Source organism: Pseudofrankia saprophytica, from assembly GCF_000235425.2.
Taxonomy (GTDB): domain Bacteria; phylum Actinomycetota; class Actinomycetes; order Frankiales; family Frankiaceae; genus Pseudofrankia; species Pseudofrankia saprophytica.
The window spans coordinates 4,907,786-4,928,948 of the sequence record NZ_KI912266.1; the positions used below are offsets into that span (position 1 = coordinate 4,907,786).

The window sequence follows — 21,163 nt, forward strand, 5'->3', positions numbered from 1 at the left end:
CCGGCGGCGGTGCCAGCGGCGGCGCCCGCGCGGCCTGCGGCACGCCCGGATATACCGACGACGAGATCCGGCTGGGCTTCGTCTACCCCGACAGCGGCGCGGTCGCCGCCCCGCTCGCCGCGTCCATGAGCGGCTTCATCGCGCGGATCGGGCAGGCGAACGCAGCCGGCGGGATACACGGCCGCAAGCTGGTCTATTCCTGGCGCGACGACGCGAGCGAGAGCGGCCAGAACCTGGAGGCCGCGCGCGATCTCGTCGAGAGGCAGAAGGTCTTCGGGCTCGTCGAGGCGTCCGTGAGCGCCTCCGGCGGGGCGGACTACCTACGCGAGCACGGCATCCCGGTGGCGGGGATAGCCGCCGAGTCCTTCTGGGCGGACCCTCGCTACCGCAACATGTTCGCCTACACGTACCTGTTCACCAACGGCCCGTCCGTCTCCACCTTCGGCGACTACGCGAAGACCCAGGGCGGTACCCGGGCGGCCGTGATCCAGAGCGACGTCACCTCGACCGGAGGTGACATCGGGTCGCGGATGAGCGTCAGCCTGGCGGCCGCGGGCATCCCGACCGTGCCCGGCCGCTTCGTCTACAACCCCAGCGTCACCAACCTCGCGCAACTGGGCCAGCAGCTGAAGCAGGCCGGGGCCGACGTGGTGATCGCCGTCCTGGCCGGCAGCAACCTGGCCGATGTCATGCGCGGCATCCGGGAGGCCGGCGCGCCGGTGAAGGTCGTCCTCGCGCCCAGCGGCTACGACAAGGCGCTGATCGACCAGTACGGCCAGACGCTCAGCGGCCTGACCGCGGCGGTCACCTACGCCCCCGCCGAGGTCGGTGGCCAGGCCCACCAGGTCTACCTGGACGCGATGGCCGAGTACGCCCCCGAGTTGCGGCCTCCGGACCAGGAGCTCGCCTTCGTCACCTACATCATCACCGACCTGTTCCTCACCGGGCTGGAGAAGGCCGGCGACTGCCCGACCCGCGCCCAGTTCATCGACGCCCTGCGCGCCACCAAGTACGACGCCGATGGCCTGCTGCCCGGTCCCGTCGACATGACCAAGGACTTCGGCCAGATGGCCCTCTGCTACACCTTCATGCGGGTCAACGCGACTGGCACCGGCTACGACCCTGTCCCCGACCCGAACGCCGACCCCGCCACCCCCAACCGGTGGTGCGGCCACCGACTGGAGCAGTAGCCCCCGATGTGGGGTCTACACGCGACGTGTCCGAGCGCCTACTTTACGTTTGGACGTCGCTGACACACAGTCGCTCCATGCGCCGTACCAGATGCTCACGCGCCGCGACCGGAATGATCATCGGACTCGTCCCGCTGGCGCTCGCCGCCTGCGGCTCCTCGACGAGCCCGCCGGCCGCCGCCGCGCAGACCTCGATGTCCCCCACGGCCTCCGCCTCGGGCGCGACGGCCTCCCCGTCGTCGCTGCCCGCCCTGTCCGCCCCGCCCACCGTGGTGCTCGCCGAGTTCACGAAGTACAGCCCGGACACCAGGGCCATCACCTACGATCCAGCGCGCGTCCCGGTCGGCTCGGACGTCGCCGTCGTGTCGGTGCAGGCCAACGGCCAGACCCTGACCCTGCTCGCGGTCCGCGGGCTGCCCCCGAACCAGCACTTCGGCGCGCACGTGCACATGAACGCGTGCGGTGAGAACCCGGAGGCGGCCGGCTCGCACTACCAGAACCGGGTCGACCCCACGCAGCCGTCGGTGAACCCCGATTACGCCAACCCACAGAACGAGATCTGGCTGGACTTCACCACGGACGCGGCCGGGTCGGCCCACGTGGAGTCGAACGTCGGCTGGACGTTCGGCGCCCGGCCGCACAAGTCGATCGTGATCCACGCGGAGCACACGTCCACCGAACCGGGCCACGCGGGCACGGCCGGCGCCCGCCTGGCCTGCGTGAACGTCTGACCGGAGCTGCCGGGCCGGGTCACGTCGTCGGTTGACGTTGTCGGTTGACGTTGTCCGGACCGCGGTCGCGTCGGCGACTGCCGGCGCGACCGCGGTCCGTCAAACTGCCCGTATGACCAACTTGATCAGCAACCTGATGCGGCTGTGGTCCCAGCCCTTGCCAACCGACGACGACGCGGCGGAAGCAGCCTTCCGCCAGCTGTACACCGACCCGGTGACGATCAACGGGGCGAAGACCACGGCCGTCGATCTCGTCGTCCGGGCCCGGGCCCTGCAGGGCGCCTTCGAAGGCCTGGCCCACGAGCTCGTCGACCGGGTCGAGGCACCCGGAAAGATCGTCATCGGTTTCTACCTGCGTGGACGGCACACCGGCCCCTACCCCACACCGCTGGGCATCGTGGCGCCGACCGGCCTGCCGATCGAGGTCCGAACGACCGACATCCTCACCGTCACCGACGGTCTCGTCAGCGATGTCTGGGTGGTGAGCGAGGAGCTCGGGCTGCTGACCCAGCTCGGCGCCGTCGCCCTGGCGAGTGCCGTCGGCTGACGTCCACCCCGGCGCCAGGATGTCACCCTCGGAGTCCCCAGGCCGCGGCGGCGTCACGGACGCGGACCTTCTCCGCACAGCCCCGCCTCGACCAGGCTGCACGCACGGACGGGTGAGGTAGGCCCGTCGGGCCCCGCCCCACCCCTGCGCAGGCATCACCGACCCGCGCCCGTGACCAGCCTCTGGCGCAGCCCGCTCCTAGGAGCAGACCGTGCCAGGCCTGGGCGGGACGAGGTCGAGAAGGTAGTGGTCGACGGCGGTATAGATGCAGCTGCTCGGTCCGGTGTACGCGCCGTGGGTGTAGGAGCGCCAGGTCAGCAGGACGGCGCTGGCCATCTGGCTGGCGAGGGACCGTGCCTCCGAGTACGGGGTCGCCGGGTCACCGATCGTGCCGACGAGCAGGATGGGTGGGGCGCCCTGGGCACGAAACGGCCCGGTGTAACGAGAGGCCGAGTGAACCGGCCAGCGGGCACAGGCCATCTCGCCATACGCCATTGTCGGGCCGAGGCGCGGGGCCTCACGGCGGAGCCGGTCGGCGAAACGCTGGTAGGCCGCGAGGTCGGTCGGGTAGGTCCCGTCGGCGCAGCGAATGGCGATGTAGGCGTCATTGGAGTTGTCGGAGCTCTCGCCAGGGCGCCGGCCCGAGCTCAGGTCGTCGCCCAGGTAGACGCTCAGGTCGTCGCCCTCACTGGCCAGTGACAGCAGCATCGCGCCGTTGTTGTCCTCGTCGGCCTGCTGCAACGCCTGCGCCAGTATTTTCCAGTTCTGCTGGCTGTACAGCGCCTCGATGACGCCCCAACGAGCAATGTCCGCGGTGATCGGCTGCGACTTGTCGACGTCCTTTCCTTCGGCTCGGATCGGGCGGCGCTCGAGCCGTGCCATCAGGCGATCGTAGGCGCCAGCCGGGTCGCCGCCGCCGAAATGGCACGCGGGGTCGTGCGCGCAGTCGGCGAGGAAGGCGTCGAGCGCCGCCTCGAATCCCTCGGTGTGCACCCGCAGCCTTTCCAGCGGTTGGTTGATCGACAGTGCCGCGTCGACGACCGCGTCGAGGACCAGTGCGCGGATGTGAGTGGGGAACAGGGCGGCGTAGGTGGCGCCGAGCTGGGTGCCGTACGAGCTGCCAAAGGCGGTCAGCTTCTTGTCGCCCAGCGCGGCGCGCAGCAGGTCGACGTCCCGGGCAGCCGCCTCGGTGGACAGGTAGGGCAGCAGCGTCGGGGTGTACTCCTTGCACTGCTGCGCGGTCTCGCTGGCGAGCTTGGCCGCGTATCGGAAATCGGCCAGCGGGTCGGTGGAGTCCAAGGACGAGTGGCCTTCCCCGTCCGCCCGGGAACCAGAGACGGACGGGCGCACCGGTGCCCCCTTGGCGTCAGAGGACTGGGTGGTGGCGTTCTCCTGGTCGGACGAGCAGCTGACGGCCGGCCTGCTACCACCGACGCCTCGCTGGTCGAAGCCGACGATGTCGAACCGATCGCGCACAGGGGGGTCAAACCATTCCGAAGACGATTTCATGACGTCCACTCCGGACTGCCCCGGCCCGCCCGCCAGAAAAACGAGCGAGCCGATGCGCCGAGCGGTGTCTCGCGCCGGGCGGCGGGTCACCGCCAGAGTGATCGTTCCGGCGGCGGGCCGCGCATAGTCCAGTGGGACAGGCAGCGTCGCGCACTGCGCCCCATCGCCACACGCGGTCCACGGCGAGAGCCGGCCCACTCCGACCAACGTCGGTGACACCGCGACCGCCGGCTGCGCCGGGGCGGCAAGGCCGGCCACCGACAGCGAAAGCAACGCCAAGGTGCCGGTAAGGCGGCCCCGGACTGGACCGGTTCGCGCCGTTCGGCGGGCCGCCCTGCCCGGATCGCCGCGCTCGAGCCGCCAAGACTGGTTCATGAAACCTCGCCTTCGGCCGGATGGTGCCGGATCTGGAATGAAAATCCGCACGCCCATCGCCAGCACGGTCACTCTCCGTAACCGTCATCGGCTCAGTCCCCACCCGGCGGGAAGCGGTAACCGTCGGGAACCAGCGACGGCGGGAGCCACCCACGCCAGGCGACCCACACCCAGACCGCGGCCTTTTAGTCAGATACTTCTGCCGTTCCTCGGCATGCCGGGAAACCCGATTGCGAGACTCGTGCTCGCCGTCTGGCCACAGGGCCAGTTCGGCGGGTGCATGCCCCACCGGCGGCGGTCCCATTGCGTCCGGGGGGCCGTCCGCACATGCTTGGGGCACATGGACTACCGCGTACTCGGCCGCACCGGCGTGCGGGTCTCCCCGCTCTGCCTGGGTGCGATGATGTTCGGAGCCTGGGGCAACCCGGACCACGACGACTCAATAAAGATCATTCACCGGGCGCTGGACGCCGGCGTCAACTTCATCGACACGGCGGACGTCTACTCCGCCGGTGAGTCCGAGGAAATCGTCGGCAGGGCGCTCGCCGGCCGCCGCGACGACATCGTGCTCGCCACCAAGCTGTACATGCCGATGGGGCCCGGCCCCAACCAGCGTGGGCTGTCCCGCCGCTGGATCGTGGCCGAGGTGGAGAACAGCCTGCGCCGCCTCGGTACCGACTGGATCGACCTCTACCAGGTGCACCGGCCCGACCCGTCGGCCGACATCGACGAGACGCTCGGCGCGCTCACCGACCTCGTCCGGGCCGGCAAGATCCGCTACTTCGGCAGCTCGACGTTCCCGGCGCACGAGGTGGTCGAGGCACAGTGGGCGGCCGAGCGCCGCGGCCGCGAGCGGTTCGTCACCGAGCAGCCGCCGTACTCGCTGCTCGTCCGGGGCATCGAGGCCGACCTGCTGCCGGTGGCCCAGAAGTACGGCCTCGGGGTGCTGCCGTGGAGCCCACTCGCCGGCGGCTACCTGTCCGGGCGCCACACCCGCGACGGCGGCGAGGTCACCAGCACCCGGATGGCCCGCATACCCCACCGGTTCGACCTGTCCGTGCCGGAGAACCAGCGCAAGGTCGACGCGGCGATCGCGTTCGGGGACCTCGCCGCCGAGGCGGGCATCACGCTGATCGAGCTGGCCCTGGCGTTCGTGCTGCGTCACCCGGCGGTGACGTCGGCGATCATCGGCCCGCGCACCATGGAACACTTGGAAAGCCAGCTCACCGGTGCCGACGTCACCCTGGACGAGGCGACCCTGGACCGGATCGACGAGATCGTCCCGCCGGGTGTCAACCTCAACCCGCAGGACGCCGGGTGGATCCCGCTGTCGCTCACCAAGCCGGCGCTGCGCCGCCGCTGACGCCACGCCCGGTCGCGGCATATCGCGGGATGTCCCGGTATCTCGAAGTCGATGTCGACATCGAAGGTTCCGTCCGTCTATCGTGAGCACGTCCGGCCGGCGACGCCGTCGGCGGGACGTGCCGGCAGGACCCTGAGCCTGGCCGCGGCGGGTTCACGGCCGTGACCGCGGGCGCCGAGCGGTCGGAGCGCCGGTGCTGGCGTCGCCTTCGGAGGAAGAAGACCACGTGGACCTCGCTGTCACCCAGGAGCAGACCGAGCTGCGCCGGACCGTGCGTGACTTCCTCGACAAGACCTCGCCGGAGTCCGAGGTCCGTCGGCTCATGGAGACGGCTGACGGCTATGACCCCGACAGCTGGCGGCAGCTGGCCGGAGAGCTCGGCATCGCCGGCCTGACGCTGCCGGAGGAGTACGGCGGCGCCGGATGCGGGCTCGTCGAGCTCGGGATCGTGCTCGAGGAGGCCGGGCGTTCGCTGCTGTGCGCACCCCTGCTCTCGACCGTCGTGCTGGCCGCCTCGACGCTGCTCGCCCTGGACGACGAGCAGGCCCGCGCCGACTACCTCCCCGGCATCGCCGCCGGGACGACGGTCGCCACGCTCGCCCTGTCCGAGGCCGCCGACGCCGGCGGCGACCCCGACACCATCACCACCACGGCCGCCCGCGACGCGCACGGCTGGACGGTCACCGGGACGAAGACGCACGTGCTCGACGGGCACACCGCGGCGCTGCTTCTCGTCGCCGCCCGCACCGGCACCGGTGCCGGTGCCGGTGCCGGTGCCGGGATCAGCGTGTTCGCCGTCGACGGCGACGACCCGGGCGTGCGCCGGCAGCCTCGGGCCACGCTCGACCAGACCCGCCGGCAGGCCGACGTCACCTTCACCGCCGCGCGGGCCCGGCTGCTCGGCGGCGAGGGCGCGGCCTGGCCGGTGCTTGCGCACGTGCTCGACCTGGCCGCGGTCGCCGTCGCCGCCGAGCAGGTCGGCGGCGCGGCGCGGGTGCTCGACATGGCCGTCGGCTACGCGAAGACCAGGGTGCAGTTCGGCCGGCCGATCGGCTCGTTCCAGGCCGTCAAGCACAAGCTCGCGAACCTGCACCTCGACGTGGAGTCGGCGCGTTCGGCCGCCTGCTACGCCCTGTGGGCGGCGGCCGAGAGCCCGTCCGACCTGCCGCTGGCGGCGAGCCTGGCGAAGGCGTGCTGCGGGGACGCGTTCGTCACGGCGGCCACCGAGAACATCCAGGTGCACGGCGGCATCGGGTTCACCTGGGAGCACCCGGCGCACCTCTACCTGAAGCGGGCGCACAGCTCGCGCCAGCTCTTCGGCAACGCCGCCGACCACCGGCAGCGCCTCGCTCGGCACGTCCTCGCCGAACGGGCCGAGTGACGCCAGGTGACGCCGAACAGCCCGAATGGCCCGGGTGACCCGGGCATCCCCGCCAAGAACGCGCGTGGAGGCGAACACCTGATGCCGACCCCATCCGCACCGGCTCCCGAGGGCGCGGCTGAAGCGCCCGCCGAGGCGCCTGCCGAAACGCTCGCCGAGTTCCAGGGCCGGGTCCGCGCCTGGTTCACCGCCAACGCGCCGCGCAAGGGATCACGGGAGGACTTCTCCGCCGTCCACGTCGTCAGCGCGCGCACGGCCGAGGAATACCGCGAGCAGGAGCAGCACGCGATCGACGTGACCCGTGGCTGGCAGCTCAGGCTGTTCGACGCGGGACTGGCCGGCCGGTCCTGGCCGGCCGAGTGCGGCGGCCACGGCGCACCGGCCTGGCAGGACGAGGCCGTCGCCGAGGAGCAGGCCCGGTGGGGCGTGTCGACGAAGATGTTCGCCGTCGGGCTCGAGATGGTCCCCGCGGTGCTGTTCGCCCACGGAACCCACGAGCAGCGCGTCACCTACCTCCCGCCGATCCTGCGCGGCGAGCACAGCTGGTGCCAGCTGCTGTCCGAGCCGGGCGCCGGCTCCGACCTCGCCAGCGTCCAGACGAGGGCGACGCCCCGGGACGGCGGCGGCTGGACCGTCACCGGCCAGAAGGTGTGGACCTCCAATGCCGGCTGCAGCGAGTACGCCCTGCTCGTCGCCCGCACGGGCAGCAGGGAGGAGGGCCGCGCCGGCCTGTCCTGCTTCGCGCTCGACATGACCCAGCCCGGCGTCGACATCCGCCCGCTGCGCCAGATGTCCGGCGCCTACCACTTCAACGAGGTCTTCCTCGACGACGCGGTCGTCCCCGAGGGGGGACTCATCGGCGGCCTGGGCGACGGGTGGGCCGTGCTGCGCACGATGCTCGCCAGCGAGCGGGCCGCGATCGGCGGCGGCACCAGCGCCCGCTCCGCCACCCAGCTCGTCGCGCTAGCCAGGCACCTCGGCCACGCCGACGACCCCGGCGTGCGGGACCTGCTGGCCCAGGCGGTCATCCGGGAGCGGACCCTGGACCTGCTGCGGGCCAGGATCGCGGCCGGCCATCCCGTCCCCGCCGCCGGGCCGACGACGAAGCTGCTCTACTCCGAGCACGCCCGGCTCAGCGCCGACGCGGCCACCACCATCCTCGGGATGGCGGCGACGGTCGTCGACGACCCGGTCTCCGCGCCCTGGATCGAGCGGCTGCTGTTCGCCCCCGGCCTGCGCCTCGGCGGCGGCACGGACGAGATCCAGCGCAACGCGATCGCCGAACGCGGGCTCGGCCTCCCCCGCTGAGCCTGCCGGCTGACCCGACCGGCTCACCGCTCATCACTCTCCGGTCGAAGGTTCGAGCCCCACCCGGCCCACCAACCGAGCCTTGGGTGGGTGTCGCACACCGCCTGACCTGGATATTGGCGGTTTTCACGCCAGAATTGCCGATCTTCGTACCGGTGACGTTACGTTCGCGAGGCGCTGACCAGCGCTGATTCAAGATCGATGGCGGGCGCTCTCGTCGTCGATGGACCGGTGGTTGGCTGTTGACAGCGACACGGTTCCGTCGCGGCGCGCGGCTTGGATCGGTATGCAGGCGCGGACATCCGGTCGACGCAACACGCCGCCGCCAGCGGGCGGGCGAGCAGCCCGCGCAAGCCCATCGCGACGGGCTGCGTCATTGTTGCAGCGATGGCGCGCGGCGAGACGCCGCCCTCGGCCAGCAGGGATCGAGCGATGATGGCGGCAGCGCTCGGCGAAAACCGTAGATCGCCGATTACGGGTGGTCACCGATTCGCTTCGACGACGCCGCCGCCATTAAAGCGGGTCTGACAATAGGCCGACGTTGATCACTGGCTACGGCCTACCGCCCCGGAGTACCCCTCGTCCCTGCCCCTCGGTTTCGAGGGGCGAAGCACATTCCGCCTGTAGGGGCCGGACGGCGTTTGGCCGACACGGACGGTGTTCTTCTCCGTGTCGGCCAAACCTGTCCTCATGTGCGCGAAGACGCGCTCCGCCGTTCGGCTACATGCTGTTCTCTGGCTGGTGGTAGACGTGTCCGTCGACGATGGTGATCATCGTTCCGGTAGCCTGGAAGTCGTTGACCATCAGGTCGATGGTGAGGTGGAAGCCGTCCGGGCTGGTCTTCTTCGTGCTTAGGGTGATTCCGGTCTGGGTGAGATCGGAATACCAGTCGAGTTTGGAGACGGTGATGCTCGGCGCCGCGGCGGTGACCTTCTCGGTGCCGTTGAGGGTGCGCAGGCCGTCGTCGGAGAAGTTGGTGTAGCGGACGGCGACGGTGTCGATGGCGGTCTTGGCCGCATTCTCGGTGATCGTGATCGCGGCCGATCCGGTCTTCGCCCCGGCGAGCGTGTACGAGCCTGCGGGCGGGTAGGGCCGTGTCGGGATCGGGCTGCCGGGCACGTATGGGGTGCCCCAGGGGACGGTGTCGGAGATCGGGGCGACGGTACGCGCTGGTTGCGGCTTGCGGCTGGTGAACCTGGCGATCATCATCCGCGCGGTACGGCCACCAAGTTCGGTGGAGGTCTCGCACTTCAGCGGGTTCGCGCCGCCGCAGGCAGGTGCGACCGCGAGTGCCTGCCAGTAGACGACGGCGGTGCCGTCCGGTGACCAGCGCGGGTCGGCCATCCCGTTCCAGTTCGGGTCGTTGATCGCGCCAGGACTGCCGTCGCCGGCGGCGTTGATCTGCTGCCCCTGGTAGGTGCCACGGTCTCCGTACCGGTCGATCAGGATCGGCTGGAAGAACCGTCGCGGCCCGTTGTTGCGGATTGAGGAGATTGCGCCGGGAGTGACCAGGTCTGTGATCGGTGGGACGCCGCGCATGCCGGCGACGAACTCCTGGCGGTCGGAGCCTCTTGTGTCCATGGCGACTGTCCAGTTGCCGTCCGGCGACAGGTCCATCGGGTCGGTGTACTCAGGGTTGGCGGTCAGTCGGCGCACCTTGCCGGTGGTCAGGTCGGCCGCGAAGACGTCGATGTTGGATGACTCTTCCGGGTAGCCGATGTAGGCGACCTCTTTGCCGTCCTTGCTGAAGCCGCGCAGCTCACCGACGGAGACGGCCTTCGGGTTGATCTTCAGCTGGTCGAGGTGGGCTGGGTCGACGTAGACGTTCTGCCTGTCCGCCGCGGTGTCGAACAGCCGGGTGACCGACGTGATGTCGTAGCGGGGCGCCAGCGGGGTGCCGGTCGTGGGATTCGGGTTGAATGTCAGCCGGCCGAGGTAACCAAACTGTCCGATCGCGTCGTTGGAGAAGGTGAAGCTGTTGAAACCGAGATGGACATCGTCCGGGTTCAGCCGCAGCTCACGAATGTTCCCGCCCTTGCCGGACCCGTCGGCCGTGTCGTTGAACCGGATCGGATACATGTGAACCTGGTCTGGCGTGCAACCAGGTTCGGCGATCTTGGCGGACCCGCAGTCGATGATGTTTGTGCCGGCCAGGATTCGTTTGCCGTCGTTGAACGGCTGCGGATAGTCGAGGGCTTCGTTGCGGCCGATCTGGTTTCCGACCGGGAGACCGCAGGTCACGCATTTCCACGCGTCACCGTTGGGGAAGGTGCTGCCGTCGGTCTTCACGATGATGATCTGCGAGCCCGAGTAGATGCTCGTAGGGTCGGGGGCCGCTGGCGCCCCGGCGAAGCTGACCGTCGCGGAGACGGTGCGCCCGTCCGGCAGGTAGCCACCCGACTGCAGACCGACTGACTGGCCGATGCAGCCCGTGCCACGCGGGTTGATCGCCGTGGTGCAGCCGCCCGGCGCGATGTTCGCTGTGACCGGGGGCAACGGCAGTTCGCTGACCGAGATCGGCTCCGGCTTGGGAGCAGGCGGATTGTCCTTCACCTCGGGAAGCGCGTTGACCCCGGTCGCCGGCGCGGGAGACGTCTCGGCACCGCCGGGCGAGCCCGCCGACGAGCACGCCACCACCGCGACCACCAGCGCCACGACCAATCCGACGACCGACCATCGCCTCCGGGCAGCCTCCCGCGGCAGTCGGAGCCTGGCCGGGACCCCTTTACGGAAGGTGTGCGCTACCCGTGGGGCGCCACGAGAACTCGTCGAGCGTAAAGGCATTCTGTCCTCTTCTTCCTGTGGAGCGATGGTCATAGCCGCGCTCACCTCGTAGGAAATCTCGCCACATTCAGGGCGCCGGAATTCCGAGGCATCGTCAGCACCAGAGGCCCTCGGCCAACATGGGACCTGTGGTCGACCGAACGGGACCGGTTCCGCATCGTCCCTTAACGACGATGGAGCTTTCTAGAAATCCCCCGTGGCATCGAAGTTCGGCATCCACGCGGGTCGCCGCTCGGGGCGATTGATCATCCAATGCCAACGGTGGCGCGTCGCGCGAGACATGACAAAGTCCTACTGGCCGCGAGAAGGGCCAGTCGTTTACGACCAGCTTTGGCCTCCGCGGGTCAGCTCCAGCCGCCGGCTCCAGTACGGAAGGCGGTGATGCTGGCCGCCGCCGGAACGGCGTCGATCGGTGTGGCGAGCTGTTCGGCGCTGGGAGCGCTGATGTCGCTCGCGATGGCCTGGAGGGCGGTGCGGTCGAGGCCGTAGACGCCGATCGCGTTCTCACCGACCATCCGGCGGGTGTCCGCCGGCGCTACGGCGTTGAAGGTGTTGCGCAGCGCGAGGCGGGTGACCGACGGCGTGTCCTGGCCGTCGGGATAGACGAAGGTGCCTTCGAGGTGGGGGTAGTCGGATCCCCACAGCAGCTGCGACTGCAGCCCGTGACTGACCACCTGCTCGACCTCGTAGGGGGACGCGAAGCTCGCGCCGACGAATACGTTGGTGGCTAGGTACTCGCTGGGCCGTCGGGGCACCTGTTCGAGCAGTGCCTGGTTGAGCGGCTCGTTGCGCTTCGAGTCGTAGAAGGCGTGCAGCGCGTCAAGTTCGATCGCCTTCGCGGGAAGCCAGCTACCAGGTGTCTCGGTAATCACGAGCTTGAGGCCCGGGTGGCGCTCGAACACACCGGCGAAGATCAGCCACCAGACCGCCCGCTGGGAGAGAAATCCGGCCGACTCCAGCTGGATCAGCGCGACGGATTCGAGTCCGGTGTAGCGGGCGGTCATGCCGCCGCCGACGTGGGTGACCAGCGGCATCCCGAGTTCTTCGCAGACCGACCACAGTGGTTCCCAGAGACGTCGGTTGTACTCCGGCAGTTCGCCGTCGCGCATCGCCGGGAAGTTCACCCCCCGCAGACCGGCGTCCCGAGCCCAGGCCACCTCCGTGACGGCGGCGTCGATGTCCCACATCGGCAGGTAGGCGAGGCCGATGTGGCGATGCGGCGCGCGCGAGACGAAGTCGGCGAGCCATCGATTGTAGATCCGCTGCCCGACGCCGATGAGCTCCCGGTCTCCGTCGGGCCTGGGCTTGCCCAGCGGCGAGGAGATGAACGGGATCGGTTCCAGGTTCATGGAACCGTGGAAGATCACCCCGGCAGCGATGCCGTCGTGGTCGTAGTCGGCGAGACGCGCGGCCGAGTCGTGGTGCCCGGCAGTACGGAAGTTCGGGTGATCGAGATAGCCGCTGCCGGCGAGCATCGCCGCCGCGGCCTCCTTGTTCTGGCGCTCGCTCGCGGCGAAGCGGTCGAAGTCGTCGAGATATCTGGCCGGGCAGTAGGCGCGCAGGTCGTCGATCAGCCGCGGCCCGATGTGGGTGTCGTTCGAGACCACGATGACTGGGTCGGTCGGTAAGGCCATGAGGTCACCTCTTGTTGATCGGGCCGGCGCCAACGCGGACCACGATGCCGGTCATTCAAACGGGACTCGCTACTCGGGTGGTTTGGCAAGATCGCCGGCAAGGACCCGCGACCAGGCGGCGCTCCCGGGCATCGCGATCAACCGAGCTGCAAGATCTCTACCTGGTTTCCCCATGGGTCGAGAAGGTCGATGGATCGCCCGGTCTGGTTGTTCGGGGTTCCGGTGAACTCGCCCTGCACCGTGGCGCCGTTCGCGACCGCCCGCGCCTGTGCCGCGGTCAGGTTCGGAACCTGGATTACGAAGGCTCCTGCCTTCTTGTCGTCGGACTGTCCTGGGAGCAGGATCAATCCGGGGCCACCGTTGGGAAACGTCACGACGCCCACGTTGCCCTGGACCTTGAGAGCGAGTTTCGCGCCGAAGACCGCGCCGTAGAACTTCTCGCCGGCGTCGAGACTGCCGACGTGTAGTTTGATCATGAGTATGGTCCCGTTCGGCGCGGCCGGATCCTTCGAAGCCGAGGCCGTCGCCGACGGAATACTCTCGATGGAGAAGGTGGTCGCAGCGGCGGCCGGCGTCGAGCTAGTTTCGAGTCGGGCGCTGGGAGCAGCGGCGGAATGGCTGCCGGTCGAACCGCACCCGGCCGCCAGCACCAGAGGCGCAACAAGCAGGAGCGCGCGTCGGCGCATGAAAAGGTCTCTCAATTCTCTCGGACACCAGATCATCTGGCGCATCTCTCTGCCATGGAGCCACGAATGGCCCGGCTATCCCCGCGCGACTCGGCCTGGCTATCTATCGCCCAGCCCGTTCCGAGGCGGCTCGCTGCTCGGCTGTCTCCGCCGTGGACCCGCCTGGCTCGCCGAGGCGGCCCGTGACGGAAGGCCGCGCGCACCACGGTCATCACCGGCCCGAACGTTGACCGTTCAGCCTGCCCCTCCTCGGACCAGGCAGCTGACTCCGACCGCGACAGTGAGAGGAAACCAGAATTCTCGACATCTGTCGAGTGAAGAGGTGTCGCCGCTACTCGGACCTCGGCGTCGTCGATCAAGCGGCGAAGATGATCGTGCGCTCCGGGCGCCTGCCCGGCCGGCGAGGGTGACGCCGCTCCGTCGCTCCGGTGGCGGCCCGACGGACCGGAGCGCTGTCTCAGCCCGTTGGCAAGGCGCCGAGCCGCACTCCGCTCCGGTCCGCGATCCCACGCAGCGCACAGTCGAGGTCGTACTCGAACTGCGCGTCCGGTGAGGTCTTGGCAGCCGCCGCAACCACCTCACGAAGCGTCATGAGATCGTCGACCTCGACCGCCTCAAGCTCGGTCATGAGCGCCCGGTGCATCCCCGTCACCGGCGCGTCACCGGACCCGATGCTCGCCAGGACGACCTGGAAGAGGAACGCATAGGCACGGGTCGCGTCATCGATCGAGAAGCCGCAGGCGCGAAGCCGCCCGACCAGACCGTCCATGGCACGCAACTGCACCCGCCCAAGCACGAGCCGAGGCGTCGCGAACCGGATCCACCCCCCGGCCGCCATGAGCCCAGCACGCGTCGCGCGGGCGTAGGACTCCATCACCGCGTTCCAGCTGCCATCTGGCTGCGGAGACCACCGCGCCGATTCGCCCTCATCGATGATCGCGCCGAGGACGAGCTCGCCGATGTCGCCGCGGTCGCGGACATGCCAGTAGATGCTTGTCCGGGCAACACCCAGCTCGGCCGCGAGCGCGGCCGGGTTCACGGCATCGGGACCGAGCCGCCGGGCCGCCACGATCAGCTCCTCGCGGCTGAAGGTCGGCACACGCCCGCGACCACGACGCTCCACCACCCGACGGTACCCACCCGCCGGGACCGGAACTGCAGGGCAGCCACGCTCCCAGCGCCGACGATGGATGCCGCCACGCGTCGCTGGCGCCGCATGCCCTGCCGCCGCGGCCGAGCAAGGATCGACCCCCGGTAGGGCGACAGCCACCAGGCCGCGCCTACCCTGGCGCCGTCTGCACGGCTGGTGAGCAGCATCTGTGTCGGGCGCCGTCTCAATATTTGAGCAGATGTTCAAACTTTCGGGCTGCCGATCCTGGCGTCAGAGGCGGCGGGCCCGTTGCTGTTCAAGGCGCGTGACCAGGCGGCTCATCGCGGCGCGGGCCTGCTTGTGCGCGGTCTCGTAGCCGGCAACCTCGTCGGCGACGAGGCCGAGGGCCAGACCCTGCACGGTCGCGGCGATCAGGGCAGGCGGGTAGTCAAGCGGGTCGAGATCGTACTCGGGGAGAATCTTGTCGAGGACCGCCATCTGCAGGCGCCGTACCTCGCGTGCGACCTCGCCCATCGATGCCTTCAGCGCCGGCCGGTGGTTCGCCGCGGCGAGGAACTCGATGAACAGTGCGGTGCCACGGGGGTCGGAGGCGAGGTCCCACCAGGCTTGCAGGGGTCGCGGTGAGGCCAGCGCCGCCTCCATGCGTTCGACAACGCGCTCGGAACGCCTGCGCAGCAGCGCGACGAACAAGTCGTCCATCGTCGCAAAGTAGTAGTGCAGCAGCGGTGCCTTCAGGCCTATCCGCTCGGCGACGTTGCGTGAGGTGACGGCGGCGTAGCCCTCCAGGAGCATGATCTCCTCCGCCGCGTTGAGCACGCGGTTCACCTTCTCTTCGGTCGCCGCGCGCCGGCGACGGGGCTCGGCCATCCAACTCCTCCCAGCTCCTCCTTCGATCAAGTCGTCCCATCCTGCCGGACAGTCGAGCGTCTTGACAGCGTGTCCCCGCGAAGTTTGAATGACCGCTCAAAGTAGACGTGGTGGAGAGTCGAGCCCGGAGGTGTCGGAGTGAGCAACACGAGGCCGGTGTACTGGGACCCGTTCGACGGTGAGTTAGCGCGCGATCCGTACCCGATCTACCGGCGGCTGCGGACCGAGGCTCCGCTCTGGTACAACGGGCGCCACGATTTCTGGGTCCTCAGCCGTTGGGACGACATCAACAGCGGGCTGGTCGACTGGGCAACCTACTCCTCGTCGAGGGGTCCGATCCTTGAGCTCATCAAGGCGAACATCGAGATCCCACCGGGCACGCTGCTCATGGAGGACCCGCCGATCCACGACATCCACCGGCGCCTGCTCGCGCGGGTGTTCACCCCCCGTCGGGTGCTGTCGCTGGAGGCCGCGATCCGGGAGTACTGCGTCCGCTGCCTCGACCGCCTCGATGGGGTCGACCGGTTCGATCTCATGGCCGCGTTCGCCAACGAGGTCCCGATGCGCGTCATCGGGATGCTGCTCGGCATCCCCGAGGACGACCAGCTCACGGTCCGGGAACGGGCCGACGCGAAGCTGCGGACCGAACCCGGCCAGCAGATGAAGGTCTCCAGCAGCGCCCTCATGGACACCGATCTGTTCGCGAACTACATCGACTGGCGCGCCGAGCATCCCTCCGACGACCTGATGACCGAACTCATGAACGCCGAGTTCGAGGACGAGCGGGGCATCACGCGCACACTCACCCGCGAGGAGATCCTCACCTACGTGACCGTGTTGGCAGGCGCGGGCAATGAGACTACCGCACGCCTGATCGGCTGGCTCGTCGCGCTGCTCGCCCGCTACCCCGACCAGCGTGCCGATCTTCTCGCGCACCGTGAGTTGATCCCGAACACCGTCGAGGAGACGCTGCGCTTCGAGCCAACAGGTCATGCCATCGCGCGCTACGTCACCCGAGACGTCGAACTGCACGGCCAAACGGTCCCGGCCGGCAGCGCGATGATGCTGCTCGTCGCCTCGGCGAACCGCGACGAGAAGCGATGGGACGACGGCGAGACCTACGACATCCGCCGCAAGATCGACCAGCACATCACCTTCGGAATCGGGACCCACTACTGCCTGGGCGCCGCGCTGGCCAGGATCGAAGGTCGGATCGCGCTCGACGAGTTCCTCACCCGGTTTCCGACCTGGGACATCGACTGGGACAACACCGCACTGTCGTCGACCTCGACCATGCGCGGCTGGGAAACCCTTCCCCTCAGCGTCGCCTGAGGTCGGCTCGCTCCCTCACCGACTGATGGCTCGCGCGTCGTCGACGATGCCGTACGCGCCCGCCATCGCCACTCAGATTGGCGTTCGCCGTCGGTGAGCTGGCCATTTGCATCGATGCGCTCGCCGCCGGGTAGGCCTCACCGCGTTCCGTTCCGGTGCCGACGCTGGCGGCTGGACCTTGACCGCTCCGCGCGAGCGTGTCTCCGCTCCGGTCGTTAGCACTGGCCGTCGGGCTCGTCGCCACTGCGGGTGGGCGTCACCGCCCGCGGTTCGACGGCGGCACCAGCCAGCGTGCGTGGGTCCCGCCGTCGAACCGCGGAAGAAACCATGGGCGGGATCAGCGCTTCGGTGGCTGGCTGGGGGTCATCTCGGCGGAGAGGCGTGCTGCGCCGTCGAGCCGAATGACCTCCCCGTTGAGGTAGGGATTGCGGATGATTGCCTCCGCGAGCAGGGCGTATTCCTCAGGCCTGCCCAGCCGTTTCGGGAACAGGACGTCGCGTACGAGCAGCTCCTGGACCACGGGGTTCGACAGTCGTGGTGTGGCGAACGCGCCGGGCGCGATAGCGCATACCCGGACGCCGATCGCGGCGAGGTCGCGCGCCATGGGCAGCAGCATCGCGACGATCGCCCCCTTGGCCGCGGCGTAGGGAACCATGGTCGCCTGGGCGTCGAACGCACTGATCGACGCCGTCTGCACGACGACTCCACGCTGCCCGTCCTCGTCCGGCGCGTTGGCGCTGAACGCCGATGCCGCGAGCCGGGTGAGGTTGAACGGGCCACACACGTGCAGGTCGAGATTCGCGCGCAGCACCTCTGTTGACATGACCGACCCGTCACTTGCGACGAGTCGTGGGCTGGGGATGACGACACCCGTCGCGCTGACGGCGATGGAGAAGACGCCGAGAGCCTGCGCCGCCGAGATCGCGGCGGCCACGGCCTCGTCGTCGTTGCTGTCGCCGGTCACCGCCATGACCGTGGGACCTAGTTCGGCGCCGAGTGCCGCCGCGCGGTCTGCATCGGGATCGAGCACGACGACACCGACTCCCAGCGCGGCCAGGCGCCGCACCGTCGCTCCTCCGAGACCACCCGCGCCTCCGGCGACCACTGCGGCCTTACCCACGAGCTCCATGGACTTCCTTCCCACGAGTGCGATCGCCGAGCTCATCGCGCATCTCCTGCGGCCGGTGCGCGAGCGCGCGGCAGGGTCGCGAGCTGACCACCATTTCTTCTGCCTGTCGCCTAGCCCCGCGGCCGCCGGAAGATCGGATACGCGGGAGGGAAATCAGAGGAGACGCCACGAGGTGGGCCGACAGCCTCCGCTGGCCGTCGGCACGGTTACCCGTCGACGACGGTGATCGCTCTCTTTGGGCAGGCCGCCGCAGCTGCCTGCACATCGGCCCGCAGATCCTCTTCTGGGCGCTCGTCGAGCACGGCGAGTGTGTCGTCCTCGTCAAGCTCGAATACCGAGGGCGCGAGGCCCACACACAGGGCGTTGCTCTCGCAGAGCACGGGGTCGATGACCACCCGCATAGCGACCTCCATCGATACGACTCGCGACATCAGGCCGACGCCCTTCGCCGTCGCGGCGACCAACGACATGAAAGCGTCAAGATCATGAAGAAGATCCGCACCCCGGAAAGGCGTCCGGGGTGACCCAGCGACATTCGTGCGGGTATCGCCAACACCCCGCGCGTTACCGCCCCACGTCAGATGTACATGCCGCCGTTGACGCCGATGATCTGGCCGGTGATGTAGGCCGCGTCGTCGGAGACGAGGAACGACACGGCGTTGCCGATGTCGGCGGGCGTGCCGGCCCGGCCGAGCGGCACCATCGCGCTGACCGCTTCGAGGAACTGCTCCGCGCCGCCGGCCTGGCCTGCCTCGTGGTGGGCCATCGGGGTGTCGACGACCGTCGGCGGGATCGTGTTGACGGTGATGCGGTGCTCGGCGAGCTCGCGGGCCAGCGCCTTGGTCAGGCCGATGACGCCGCCCTTGCTGGAGACGTAGTGCGCCATCGCCGGCGCGCCCGACTGCGCGCTGGACGACGAGATGGTGACGATCCGGCCGTATGTGGCCTCGATCATGTCTCCGACGGCGGCCTGGATCGTGTGGAAGACGCCGGTGAGGTTCACCGCGATCATCCGGTCCCAGGTCTCCTGGTCGAGCTGCACGAACGGGACCATGTTCGAGATGCCGGCGTTCGCGACGACGATGTGGATCGGCCCGAACGTCTCGCGCACCGTCGCGTAGGCGGTCTCGATCGAGGCGCGGTCGGAGACGTCGACGGTGAGCGGCAGAACGGTGCCACCGGCGGCGGCGAGCTCGGCGGCGAGCTTCTCGACCTTGTCTCCCTGCCAGTCGAGCATCGCGACCTGGTGGCCGTCGTTCGCCAGCCGCGTGGCGATCCCGGAACCGATGCCCTCGGCAGCACCCGTGACGACTGCGACGCGACCCATGCATTGCTCCCTACTAGACACGAAGTTTTGACGGGTGTAAAAGTACTGCCATGGGTGGGCCAGAGCAAGAGGTTCGTTCGCGGGGTTCCCGAGCGCCCGAGACGCGCGCGAGGATCGTCGACGCGACGATCCAGCTCCTGGCCCGAGAGGGCTATGGCAACATCACGACGCGGCGTATCGGAGAGGTCGCCGGTGTGAAGTACCAGCTCGTCCACTACTACTTCGCCTCGATGGAGGACCTCTTCATCGAGGCCTTCCGGCGCGGCGCCGAGGAGAACCTCGCGCGTCTCGCCGAGATCGCGAAGGGTGAGGCCTCGCTCCGCAGGTTCTGGAAGATCCACTCTGACGCCGGCGCCAGCAAACTCATGGTCGAGTTCGCGGCTCTCGCCCAGCGTCACCCCGCGCTGCGGCTGGAGATCGCGGCCTACGCGCGACGTTTCCGCACTGCGCAGCTCGACTTCGCGCGGGCGGCCCTCGACCGCGAGTCGATCGCATCCGACCACATACCACCGATGGTCGTTCTCCTGCTCACCACCGGCCTGGCGCAGCTAGAAGCGAACGATCGCCTGCTCGGTTTCACCGACGGACACGACGAAACCCGCACCTGGATCGAGAACTGGCTCGCCGCCAACACCACCCCAGTAAAGGAATGAGAGACGACGCATGACCGCCACCGACCTCTACTGGGACCCGTTCCGCCACGACATCTGGGTGGACCCGTACCCCATCTACAAGCGCATGCGCGCCGAGGCCCCGGTCTACTACAACGAAGAGCACGACTTCTACGCCTTCGCCCGGTGGGACGACGTGGACCGCGGCCTCCCGGACATCGAGCACTTCAGCAACGCCCGCGGCAACATCTACGAGTTCATCAAGTCCGGCATCGAGATGCCGCCGGGCAGCGTGATCTTCGAGGACCCGCCGAGCCACGACATCCACCGCCGCCTGGTCTCCCGCCTGTTCTCCCCGGGCGGCATCAGGGCGCTGGAGCCGAAGATCCGCGACTACGTCGCCCGCCAGCTCGACCCGGTGCGCGACGGCGAGAGCTTCGATGTCATCGACATCCTCTCCGACAAGGTGCCGATGCGCGTCATCGGGATGCTCGTCGGCATCCCCGAACAGATGCAGCAGTCGGTCCGGGACCGGACCGTCGCCAACCTCAAGACCGAGGAGGGCGGCAAGATAGACGCCGAGGCCTCACAGATCGCCACCGACATCTTCGAGAGCTACATCGACTGGCGCATCGCCAACCCCTCCGACGACATCATGACCAAGCTGCTCAACGTCGAGTTCGAGGACCACGACGGCACCACCCGCAAACTCACCCGCGAGGAGATCCTGGTCTACTGCGCTGTCATCGCGGGAGCGGGAAACGAGACCACTGGCCAGCTCATGGGGTGGATCGGGAAGATCTTCGGCGAGGAGAACAACCAGGCGCAGTACCAGGAGGTCGTCGCCGACCCGTCGCTGTCGGCCAGGGCGGTGGAGGAGATCCTGCGCCTGGAGCCCGTCGGCCAGGCGGTGGGGCGGTACGTCACGAAGGACGTGGAGTTCCACGGCCAGACCATCCCCGAAGGAAGCACCGCGCTGTTCATCGTCGGCTCCGCCGGCCGTGACGAGTCCAAGTTCGCCAACCCCGACGACCTCGACATCCACCGCGACATCACGGCGCAACGCAGCTTCGGCTACGGCCTGCACTACTGCCTCGGCGCGAACCTCGCCCGCATGGAGGGACGCATCGTCCTCGAAGAACTGGCGAAGCGCTTCCCGAAGGGATGGGACGTCGAATGGAACGACGCCAAGCTTGCGAGTACCTCGACAGTACGTGGCTGGGAGAAGCTTCCCATCGTCCTGCGGAAGTAGATCCGCCTCGCCACGGGTGAAGGACA

At 69.0% G+C, this 21,163-nt stretch carries 18 protein-coding genes; 9 read left to right on the forward strand and 9 right to left on the reverse strand.

Going from position 1 to position 21,163, the window contains the following annotated elements:
• The 3 genes from FRCN3DRAFT_RS45455 to FRCN3DRAFT_RS0220635 form a co-directional block, all read left to right on the forward strand.
• The coding region (locus tag FRCN3DRAFT_RS45455) for an ABC transporter substrate-binding protein (RefSeq protein WP_007510374.1) at nt 1-1,190 on the forward strand (1,190 nt) is incomplete at its 5' end.
• 77 nt (nt 1,191-1,267) lie between these two features.
• Nucleotides 1,268-1,921 (forward strand): superoxide dismutase family protein, encoded by a 654-nt coding sequence (locus FRCN3DRAFT_RS0220630; protein ID WP_106410244.1) that lies wholly within the window; start codon nt 1,268-1,270, stop codon nt 1,919-1,921.
• Nucleotides 1,922-2,033: 112 nt separating this feature from the next.
• Complete coding sequence (locus tag FRCN3DRAFT_RS0220635; protein ID WP_007510372.1) at nt 2,034-2,468, forward strand: ester cyclase; 435 nt, start codon at nt 2,034-2,036, stop codon at nt 2,466-2,468.
• 198 nt (nt 2,469-2,666) lie between these two features.
• On the opposite strand, the gene FRCN3DRAFT_RS0220640 is transcribed toward FRCN3DRAFT_RS0220635, so the two are convergent.
• On the reverse strand, nt 2,667-4,409 hold the full coding sequence (locus FRCN3DRAFT_RS0220640) for an alpha/beta hydrolase (protein WP_342435340.1): 1,743 nt from the start codon (nt 4,407-4,409) through the stop codon (nt 2,667-2,669).
• Between the two features lie 283 nt (nt 4,410-4,692).
• Between FRCN3DRAFT_RS0220640 and FRCN3DRAFT_RS0220645 the strand changes: the two genes are divergently transcribed.
• The 3 genes from FRCN3DRAFT_RS0220645 (at nt 4,693) to FRCN3DRAFT_RS0220655 (ending at nt 8,404) form a co-directional block, all read left to right on the forward strand.
• Nucleotides 4,693-5,715: an aldo/keto reductase gene (locus FRCN3DRAFT_RS0220645; protein WP_027140783.1), complete on the forward strand. Its 1,023-nt coding sequence runs from the start codon at nt 4,693-4,695 to the stop codon at nt 5,713-5,715.
• Between the two features lie 226 nt (nt 5,716-5,941).
• Nucleotides 5,942-7,096 (forward strand): acyl-CoA dehydrogenase family protein, encoded by a 1,155-nt coding sequence (locus tag FRCN3DRAFT_RS0220650; RefSeq protein WP_035925000.1) that lies wholly within the window; start codon nt 5,942-5,944, stop codon nt 7,094-7,096.
• Nucleotides 7,097-7,177: 81 nt separating this feature from the next.
• A complete protein-coding gene (locus FRCN3DRAFT_RS0220655; protein WP_007510365.1) occupies nt 7,178-8,404 on the forward strand; it encodes an acyl-CoA dehydrogenase family protein in 1,227 nt (408 codons plus the stop codon).
• A gap of 720 nt (nt 8,405-9,124) precedes the next feature.
• On the opposite strand, the gene FRCN3DRAFT_RS0220660 is transcribed toward FRCN3DRAFT_RS0220655, so the two are convergent.
• The 5 genes from FRCN3DRAFT_RS0220660 to FRCN3DRAFT_RS0220680 all read right to left on the reverse strand — a co-directional run bounded on the left by FRCN3DRAFT_RS0220660 (nt 9,125) and on the right by FRCN3DRAFT_RS0220680 (nt 15,486).
• On the reverse strand, nt 9,125-11,221 hold the full coding sequence (locus FRCN3DRAFT_RS0220660; RefSeq protein ID WP_232794093.1) for a TolB family protein: 2,097 nt from the start codon (nt 11,219-11,221) through the stop codon (nt 9,125-9,127).
• 311 nt (nt 11,222-11,532) lie between these two features.
• Complete coding sequence (locus FRCN3DRAFT_RS0220665; RefSeq protein ID WP_007510363.1) at nt 11,533-12,822, reverse strand: amidohydrolase family protein; 1,290 nt, start codon at nt 12,820-12,822, stop codon at nt 11,533-11,535.
• Nucleotides 12,823-12,959: 137 nt separating this feature from the next.
• The gene (locus tag FRCN3DRAFT_RS56360) at nt 12,960-13,553 is read right to left on the reverse strand and encodes a VOC family protein (RefSeq protein ID WP_232794094.1); all 594 of its coding nucleotides are present in this window, start codon (nt 13,551-13,553) and stop codon (nt 12,960-12,962) included.
• Between the two features lie 412 nt (nt 13,554-13,965).
• Nucleotides 13,966-14,577, reverse strand: a complete 612-nt coding sequence (locus FRCN3DRAFT_RS0220675) for a TetR/AcrR family transcriptional regulator C-terminal domain-containing protein (protein WP_007510360.1) — start codon at nt 14,575-14,577, stop codon at nt 13,966-13,968.
• Nucleotides 14,578-14,889: 312 nt separating this feature from the next.
• Nucleotides 14,890-15,486, reverse strand: coding sequence for a TetR/AcrR family transcriptional regulator (locus FRCN3DRAFT_RS0220680; protein WP_007510359.1), 597 nt, complete (start codon nt 15,484-15,486; stop codon nt 14,890-14,892).
• Between the two features lie 138 nt (nt 15,487-15,624).
• On the opposite strand from FRCN3DRAFT_RS0220680, the gene FRCN3DRAFT_RS0220685 reads away from it, so the two are divergent.
• Nucleotides 15,625-16,818 (forward strand): cytochrome P450, encoded by a 1,194-nt coding sequence (locus tag FRCN3DRAFT_RS0220685; RefSeq protein WP_007510358.1) that lies wholly within the window; start codon nt 15,625-15,627, stop codon nt 16,816-16,818.
• Between the two features lie 337 nt (nt 16,819-17,155).
• Here the strand turns inward: FRCN3DRAFT_RS0220685 and FRCN3DRAFT_RS0220690 are convergent, their stop codons facing one another.
• The 3 genes from FRCN3DRAFT_RS0220690 to FRCN3DRAFT_RS0220700 all read right to left on the reverse strand — a co-directional run bounded on the left by FRCN3DRAFT_RS0220690 (nt 17,156) and on the right by FRCN3DRAFT_RS0220700 (nt 19,274).
• A complete protein-coding gene (locus FRCN3DRAFT_RS0220690; protein ID WP_027140785.1) occupies nt 17,156-17,947 on the reverse strand; it encodes an SDR family NAD(P)-dependent oxidoreductase in 792 nt (263 codons plus the stop codon).
• A gap of 206 nt (nt 17,948-18,153) precedes the next feature.
• Nucleotides 18,154-18,417 carry a ferredoxin gene (locus FRCN3DRAFT_RS0220695; RefSeq protein ID WP_335341726.1) on the reverse strand — a complete coding sequence of 88 codons (264 nt, stop codon included), beginning with the start codon at nt 18,415-18,417 and terminating at the stop codon, nt 18,154-18,156.
• A gap of 107 nt (nt 18,418-18,524) precedes the next feature.
• Nucleotides 18,525-19,274: an SDR family NAD(P)-dependent oxidoreductase gene (locus tag FRCN3DRAFT_RS0220700; protein ID WP_007510355.1), complete on the reverse strand. Its 750-nt coding sequence runs from the start codon at nt 19,272-19,274 to the stop codon at nt 18,525-18,527.
• A 50-nt stretch (nt 19,275-19,324) separates the two neighbouring features.
• On the opposite strand from FRCN3DRAFT_RS0220700, the gene FRCN3DRAFT_RS0220705 reads away from it, so the two are divergent.
• Both FRCN3DRAFT_RS0220705 and FRCN3DRAFT_RS0220710 read left to right on the forward strand, forming a co-directional pair.
• Nucleotides 19,325-19,927 carry a TetR/AcrR family transcriptional regulator gene (locus tag FRCN3DRAFT_RS0220705; RefSeq protein WP_007510354.1) on the forward strand — a complete coding sequence of 201 codons (603 nt, stop codon included), beginning with the start codon at nt 19,325-19,327 and terminating at the stop codon, nt 19,925-19,927.
• Nucleotides 19,928-19,937: 10 nt separating this feature from the next.
• Entirely contained in the window at nt 19,938-21,137 is a 1,200-nt protein-coding gene (locus tag FRCN3DRAFT_RS0220710) for a cytochrome P450 (RefSeq protein WP_007510353.1), read from the forward strand.
• Nucleotides 21,138-21,163: the final 26 nt, after the last annotated feature.